Origin of the sequence: Rhizobium sp. BK049 (assembly GCF_014193135.1) — a bacterium.
GTDB lineage: Bacteria > Pseudomonadota > Alphaproteobacteria > Rhizobiales > Rhizobiaceae > Rhizobium.
In genome coordinates this window covers 151209-159262 of the sequence record NZ_JACHYV010000013.1, presented here as the reverse complement: position 1 = coordinate 159262, position 8054 = coordinate 151209, and the positions used below count along the sequence as shown (strand labels likewise).

Annotated in this window: 3 protein-coding genes and 1 tRNA gene; 1 reads left to right on the top strand and 3 read right to left on the bottom strand. The window is 60.3% G+C overall.

All coding sequences use genetic code 11. The features are described from left to right. The 3 genes from FHT70_RS30330 to FHT70_RS15830 form a co-directional block, all read right to left on the bottom strand. On the bottom strand, positions 1–2405 hold a 2405-nt coding region (locus tag FHT70_RS30330), incomplete at its 3' end, for a M10 family metallopeptidase (protein ID WP_281411779.1). A 770-nt stretch (positions 2406–3175) separates the two neighbouring features. Further along, a tRNA-His gene (locus tag FHT70_RS15835) sits at positions 3176–3252 on the bottom strand. A gap of 130 nt (positions 3253–3382) precedes the next feature. Continuing rightward, positions 3383–3832 carry a phasin gene (locus FHT70_RS15830; protein ID WP_097600366.1) on the bottom strand — a complete coding sequence of 150 codons (450 nt, stop codon included), beginning with the start codon at positions 3830–3832 and terminating at the stop codon, positions 3383–3385. 213 nt (positions 3833–4045) lie between these two features. On the opposite strand from FHT70_RS15830, the gene FHT70_RS15825 reads away from it, so the two are divergent. Continuing rightward, the gene (locus FHT70_RS15825) at positions 4046–7822 is read left to right on the top strand and encodes a PAS domain-containing sensor histidine kinase (RefSeq protein ID WP_183702771.1); all 3777 of its coding nucleotides are present in this window, start codon (positions 4046–4048) and stop codon (positions 7820–7822) included. The last annotated feature ends 232 nt before the right edge of the window (positions 7823–8054 follow it).

Genomic DNA, 8054 nt, shown 5'->3' with positions numbered 1-8054 from the left:
CCGGCGCCGCCGTCCAGAAGATCGTTGCCGGCGCCGCCCGTGATCGTGTTGACGAGCGCATTGCCGGTGCCGGTGAAGCTGCCGGATCCCGTATAGATCAGCTTTTCGATATTGTTGCCGAGCGTATAGATCGAACGCGCCGTCTTGATCAGGTCAGTTCCTTCATTCGGCCTTTCCGTGATGACGTCGGCAAGGTTATCGACGATATAGGTATCGTCGCCCGTTCCGCCGATCAGCGTGTCTGCTCCGGCCTTCCCGTCCAGGGTATCGGCACCTGCCGCGCCCTTAATCGTGTTGGCAAGGTCATTGCCCGTCCCGGTAAAGGCTGCCGTGCCGCTATACGTGAGATTGTCGACATTGGCTGCCAGAGTATAGCTCGCCAGCGCCGCCTGCACCGTATCGATGCCCTCACCGGCGTTTTCGGTGACGACGTCGAATGCGTTGTCGACCATGTAAGTGTCGTTGCCCGTCCCACCGATCAGCGTGTCGGCACCGGCCCTGCCGTTCAGCGTGTCGTCACCGGCACCGCCCGACAAGATATCGATGGCCGCGCCGCCGGTGATGGTGTTGTTGAGGTTGTTGCCAGTCCCGGCAAAGGCACCCGAGCCGATTTTAGTGAGGTTCTCGACGTTGGCGCTCAGTGTGTAGCTCGCAAGATACGTCTGAACCGTGTCAGTGCCCTCGTCGGCGTTCTCGATGATAGTGTCGCCGGCATAGTAAGCGACATAAATATCGTTGCCGGTCCCACCGATTAGCGTGTCAGCTCCCCAGCCACCGTCCAGCGTATCGTTGCCCGCCCCACCAGAGAGCGTATCGTCGCCTAACCCACTAGTGATTATATTGTCGAGGCTATTACCCGTACCAGTAAAATTGCCGCTACCTAGGAAGGATAGATTCTCGACATTGGCGATGTCCGCAAGCGAATAAGCGGCAAGATCGGTCCAGATCTTGTCAGTGCCGCCGTCGGTCGCCTCGACCATGACATCGCCGAGACTATCGACGTCATAGGTATCGTCGCCCGCACCACCGATCAGCGTGTCGGCGCCGGCCTCCCCATCCAGCCAATCAGACCCCGCCCCGCCGGTGATCACATTGGCCGCCGCATTGCCATGACCGATGAACACGGCGGTGCCGGAGTAGATCAAGTTTTCGACATTGGTGCTGAGTGTATAAGAAAGCGTCGTCCGGACCGTATCCGTCCCCTCATTGGCATTCTCAATGACAGCATCGCTGGCATTGTCGACGATGTAGACGTCGTTGCCCACCCCGCCCGACATCTTGTCGATTCCGGCACCGCCGTCGAGTGTGTCATTGCCGGAATCGCCGTTAAGGGTGTCATTGCCGGCGTTGCCCCAGAGAGCATTGTCCGCCTCGTTGCCTGTGATCGAATCATTGCCGGAGCCTGCTTTAACGTTCTCAATCAACGACGCCGTATTGCCTTCATGAAGAAGGGCGTTGAAAATGTTGCCGCGGGCATAGCCGTTATTCGGACCTCCTCCCAGGTAGGACAACTGGCCTTGAGAAAAAACCGAGTACCCGCCTGCTCGCAAGTCGATCTTGAGGGCGGTGGTATAAGCGCTCAAATCATAAGTATCGATACCGCCGCCGTCCCAGATTGTCGCGAAGATGCGGTTGGCTGCGGGCGTGATGGCCGCAACGCCGTTGACATAGGTGATGCCCTGGTTCGGATTCCACTTGTAAACGGTATCGCCACTGTTGGTCGTGTAGTCTGCGCCATACATTTCCTGCAGGGCGGCGATATCGAGCATCATGAAGGTTTGTGGCGCGCCATCATGCTCGTACTTGTACCCGCTCAAACTGTCTCCGACATACGTGCGGTAAGACATGATCGTATACTCGACCGAATCGTAAGCACGCGGAACGACTGTCGTATTAGGATAACCAGCTTCGTGAGCATGTTTCAATCCGAGAGCGTGACCCAGCTCATGCGCCACGGTATGGCCCGCATAGTTGCCGAACCTCGGGAAGCGAAGATCATCTTCGGTGCCGGCGTACCCCGTCCCAAACCAGACATCGCCGCCATGGCCGCCGATATTTGGAGTGTAGGCCCATGCCGTCGGAGGCTGCGACGATTGAGCGAACCGCACAGTTGCGTTAGCCGCGCTTCCGGCCTCAAAGTTGGCGTTCGTGAACCCCTCTACGGAGAAGCCGTCATTTGCCGCACCCCCATAGGATTGCTCCATGAAGAACGAGGCAAAAGACCGCTGTTGCGACGAAATCGAAGAGAATGAATAGTCTTTCTCGCCGCTATAGGCATAAGACGACGAGGTCGTAGGAAAGGCATAGGTTATCGTTCCGTCCCAGGCAGTGCCGTTGACGAGCCCGTCAACTTTCTGATCACCGGTCAATGTGACGTTCTTCGTCGGAGTAATGAGATTCGTCATAAAATTCCCGTTTACCTATTCCATTTCGACCGCGTCTTACGCCGATTTCCCTCTGCTGCATTTGGAAAGGAAATTCAACCAAAAGCTTTATTTCTATTCGGGAAAATTTTTGATCTTGGCGACTTGCGCTTATGAAGCTTTTCCTCCGCAACCTCTAACATTGGCCAGAAGACATATTTCCAAGATCCTGCCCGTCCGAACCTTCGCAATTGCTGGCACGACGGCACTTAAATTGAAGTTACGGTTATCTGCTGAAATTTAGTAAGTGTCCGGGCTCATCGGGGAGCGAGGTCCGGATTTTTCGGCACCAATGATCGTTGACTGCACCTCTGCTGCCGCGGGTGGGCTAGGCGGTTCGCATCTTCCGCAATTTTCCTTGCGTGGTCGGATCGTTCGTAATCGAGTGGCGGACTATTGCGATTGGAAACCCCAGCTACTGCGTGCCGCACATGCAGCGCATCCGGTGGCATCGCACCATACGGGCGGGTTGTACTTCCTGAATGTTCGATTTGCTGTGGCAAACAAGCAGCAAAGTCGCCTCCGGAAGCGTATATTCTCTTCGGCACCGCTTAATCAGCCTTCAGCACGCTCCAGTCGACAGGAGGCGCGCCTCGTCAGCCATTCCACGCGTCAAACCCGGGGCTTTCTGGCAGGACACGACGACACCCGTGCAGGATCATTACGGATACAGTTTAACATTTCTATCGAGATGCTCGATCGAGATGAGATTATCTAGAAGGAGCGATCTGATGGGGACTGAAGTGGGGAGATGGTACGGTTGAGTGGGGTCGAACCACTGACCTCAGGTGCCACAAACCTGCGCTCTAACCAACTGAGCTACAACCGCATAAATCACGTTTGGCGCGACGGGGGTCACATACGAGGACTTGGCGATGAATTCAAGTCCCATTCCTTATCAATATACAAAAAGGCTGGACGCGAGGTCCAGCCTTTTGTTTGCGATAGGCCGGAGCCGATCAAGCGACCTTGAAGGATGCCATGGCCTTTTCGGCGGCTTCCTTGGAGGGCTTTGCGAGCTTTTCGGCAACCTGCTTGGTGGTTTCCTGGATCGACTTCGCCTGATCGACGGCAAGCTCGGCCTGCTTGCGCAGGAACGAGGTCTGTAGCTCGACGAATTCGGCGACGGACTTGACACCGAGCAGTGCTTCCATGTGCGAGAGGGAGGTTTCGGCGTTGACGCGCAGGACGTCGATCGCCTTCAGGCCGATCTCGACGGTGCCGGCCTGTGCCGTCTGGACGGTCGCCTCGAGTGTCTTGCCGGCTTCTTCGCCAGCGCTCTTCAGCTTGGCGTAGGCGTCTTTCGACTGCTGTGCGCCCTTTTCAGCGAATTCGCGGAAGGATTCAGCCAGCTTGGAGGGGTCGAAAGAAGCGATTGAAAAAACATCATCGGTCTTTATGGTAGCCATGGGTCGCATTCCTTTGGGCTAAGGCAGCCGCTGCCTGTGATCATCGAATGACGTCTATATAGAACATTTGATTGTGCATTGCAACATAATTTGTGCAACGCACAAGTCGTTAACCCTTTCGGCTGAAAGCACCCCGCTGTTCTGGACCGGCATGCGACCTGCAGTTATTAATAAGCCGTTAATTTAGAAGGCCGACAGCGACAAGGTTTGATCATGCCCGCAGTCCAGTATCCGTTCATCGATATCGCCGTGCATGCGCGGGTGCGGGAGCGCTTTTCGCGCGGCGAAGCCATGGTGCTGTTTTCATCAGATCTTGCCCGCCTGCTCTGGGCAAACGGGGCAGGTGCGGAGCTTTTCGGCCATTCGGCGATCTACGACCTGCTCGATCAGGGCGTCGATCGCACCGACATCACCTTTCGGCAGCTGGAAACGGCGGCGCGTCAGCTCGCCGATATCGGTGACAACAGAAGCCTGATGATCCGCGTCGCCAAGGGCTTTCAGCGCGTGCAGGTGCAGGCGGCGGCCGAACTGATCCGGCTTTCATCAGGCGAGAAGGCCATTCTGTTTTCCGTGCCGGTATCGGCAAGGCCGCTGACGGCTGGCGCTGCGGCGGCCCAGATGCTGCAGGGTCTCGATGATCCCGATACGCATATGGCCGTCATCGGCGCCAATGGCGAGGTCATCGCAGCCTCGCCGGGCTTTGCCTCGCTCGCAATATCAGGCGAGACCGCAAAGGCCTTGATCAACCTTGCCGGCGCGCATCCCGATCGCCTGGTGAAGCGCCCGGTCGCCACCGGCAGGGGCTATCTTCCGGCTGCGGTCGGCAGGCTCAGCGACGAGCCGGCGCTCAATCTGCTCTTTGCCGTGGAAACTGCGATCGGGCATCTTGATCCGGTCGACGCGCCCATGCTCGATGCAGTCGACGGACCGCCGCAGGCGGCTGACGCGCCGACGGGGGAAGAAGGCACGTCGTCATCCGAACTTCCCTCGCAAGCGGCGGCTGCGGCGACCGGGATCGGCGAGATCGTCGATGCGGTCTCGGGGATCGAAGAGGTCGAGGAGACGCTGGAGGAGTTCGCCGACGACCGGGAACAGCCGGCAGAGGCGGCCCTCACATCCGCAGAGGCGGCGGTTGCCGACGAGAATCCGGCCGCAGACGAAGCCCCGGAGAACCAAGACGGCGCGACCGAGGGCCGCATGGATGAGGTCGACGAGCCCGCTGCGACCGCCGACGACGCGGCGGAAGCGGCCTTGACGGCTGAAACGCCTGCCGAAGCCGGCCAAATGGCCATCGATGAGGCGCTGGAAGCCGCCCGCGAAGAGCCGGCCATCGCAACCACCGCAGCTTCCGACGCGCCCCCTGCCCCGTCGCTTGCGGCCGAGCCCGGTTTCGTCTTCAGGCCGAACAGCCGCGCCACGCGCTTCGTCTGGAAGATCGATGCGGAAGGACGCTTCAACGAGGTCAGCCACGAATTTGCCGAGGCCGTCGGTCCGCACGCATCCGCCATCATCGGCTCCGCCTTCAGCGATATCGCCGCTCTCTTCAATCTCGATCCCGACGGCAAGATTTCCGAGGCGCTTGCGCGTCGCGACACATGGTCGGGCAAGACGATCCTCTGGCCGGTCGAAGGCACCAGCCTCGTCGTTCCGGTCGATCTCGCCGCTCTGCCGACCTATACCCGCAACCGCGACTTCGACGGTTTCCGCGGCTTCGGCGTCGTCCGGCTTTCCGATGCGCAGGAGGATCCGCTGGCGCTCGGCCTGACGCTCGGCCCGGACGGCATCGGCCATGATGCCGCAAGCCTCGGCCTGGCGGCCGACCCCTCTGTCACCGAGTCGGCACACGACATTCACGCCGGGCCCGAAGCGGCCCCGTCGGAACCGATCGCAGCGGACGCGATCGAGGACCACCCGCAGACCGAAGAGACGCCTTTCGAAGCGACCGGAGAAGAGGCCGGCTTCGAGCCGCCCGCCCGGGAGAGCGCCGCCGAAGAGATGCAGGAGGGCGCCAGTGAAGCGCCAGCGGCCGAAGCCGCAGACGACCCCCCGGCGCTTCGCATCGTGGAAACGCCCAATCGCCGTTCGACCGACAAGGTCGTGCAGCTTCACAGCACAGGCGCCGCATTGACGGCCGCCGAACAGGCGAACTTCCGCGAAATCGCCAAGCGCCTGGAAGCCTTCGGCGCCCGCAGGCAAGAGCCTGACGCCCCGCCGGCGGGCACTACCGCTACGGAATCAGCATCCTTCGAAGAAAGAGCGGAAGCCATCACCGGCGAAACGCCCGCCGCCGATACGGCCGACGCCGCTTCGGTCGAGCAGACGGCGCCGCAGGAGGCAATCTTCGAGAACGCGGTCGACCCGCTGCGCGAAGACGCCGCTGAAGAACCCGACGCCATCGCCGAGGACGAGCCGACGGAAGGGCTTGAGGAGACGGTCAGCCAGATTGAGGTTCTCACAAGTTTCATCCCGCCGCGCGTGAAGATGATTGACGGGCTTTCGGCCGGTACGGTCGACCAATTGCCGGTCGCGGTGCTTATCCATGTCGGCGATCAACTGATCCATGCCAATCCCGAATTCATGCGGCTGACGGGTTACCATTCGCTCGACGCGCTGCGTGAGGTCGGCGGTATCGAAGCGCTGCTGCAGCGCCGCGAACTTGAGGAAAAGGCAGCCGGTTCCGGCACCATGATGCTCGTCAAGGCCGACGACACGCTGACGCCGGTGACTGCCCGGCTGCAATCGGTGCGGTGGGAAGATGCCAATGCTCTGATGCTGGCGCTGATGCCGGTGGAAGGCAAGGAAGATGGCCGCGGCGACGGCAACCGCTCCGAAGCGCGTCCCGAGCGGATGGTCGAGAAGGTCGCCAAGCTTCAGGTCGAGGTCGAGGAATTGCGCTCGATCCTCGAAACGGCGACCGACGGTGTCGTCGTCATCGGCACGGAGGGTGACATCCGTTCGATGAACCGGTCGGCAAGCGCGCTCTTCAATTACGACGAGCAGGAGACGCGCGGCAAACCCTTCGTCATGTTGTTTGCCCATGAGAGCCAGAGAGCCGTCCTCGACTATCTGAACGGCCTTTCCGGCCACGGCGTGGCAAGTGTGCTGAACGACGGGCGTGAGGTGATCGGCCGCGAGGCCGGCGGCGGCTTCGTGCCGCTGTTCATGACGATGGGCCGGCTGACCTCCTCGAACGGCTATTGCGCCGTCATCCGCGATATCACCCAGTGGAAACGCACCGAGGACGAGCTGCGCAACGCCAAGGGCGCGGCCGAAACCGCCAACGCCCACAAGACCGATTTCCTCGCGCGCGTCAGTCATGAAATCCGCACGCCGCTCAATGCCATCATCGGCTTTTCCGACATGATGGCCGGCGAGCGCTTCGGTCCGATTGGCCATCCTCGTTATATCGAGTATGCCAACGATATCGGCCGCTCCGGCCGGCACGTCCTCGATATCGTCAACGATCTCCTCGACATTTCGAAAATCGAGGCGGGCGAGATGGATCTTGACTTCGCCGCCGTCGGCCTCAACGAGGCCGTTTCGGAGGCCGTCGCCCTCGTCCAGCCGCAGGCAAACGGCCAGCGCGTCATCATCCGGACGGCGCTCTCGCATTCGGTGCCCGAAGTCGTAGCGGATCTGCGCTCGATCAAGCAGATCGCTCTCAACATCCTGTCGAACGCCATCCGCTTTACCCCGTCTGGCGGACAGATCGTCGTTTCCACCTCCTACGAGGCGAATGGCAGCGTGGTGTTGAGGGTCCGCGATACGGGCATCGGTATGACGCGCGCCGAACTCGACCATGCGATGAAGCCGTTCCGCCAGGTCTCCTCGACCCAGTCACGCCATCGCGGCGACGGCACAGGGCTCGGCCTGCCGCTGACCAAGGCGATGGTGGATGCCAACCGGGCCACATTCTCGATCAATTCGGCGCCGAACGAAGGCACGCTCGTCGAGATCACCTTCCCGTCGCAACGCGTGCTGGCTGGTTGATCTCTATCGACGGGGCGGAGCCGCCGGAACGCTGCACGGGCAAGCAAAAAAGAGGCAGCCCGGAGGCTGCCTTCAAATAGGTGCTGTTCAACAAGAGCTCAGTCGATCAACGTCATGTTTCGTAAGCCCGGAGGCTTCAGGCCGCCTCGTTCATGTGCGGCCCCCAAGTTGTTTCACCTTTGACAAAGGTTTCTTAACGAAAGGTTTCCATGACAGGTCATTGCTGAATAGT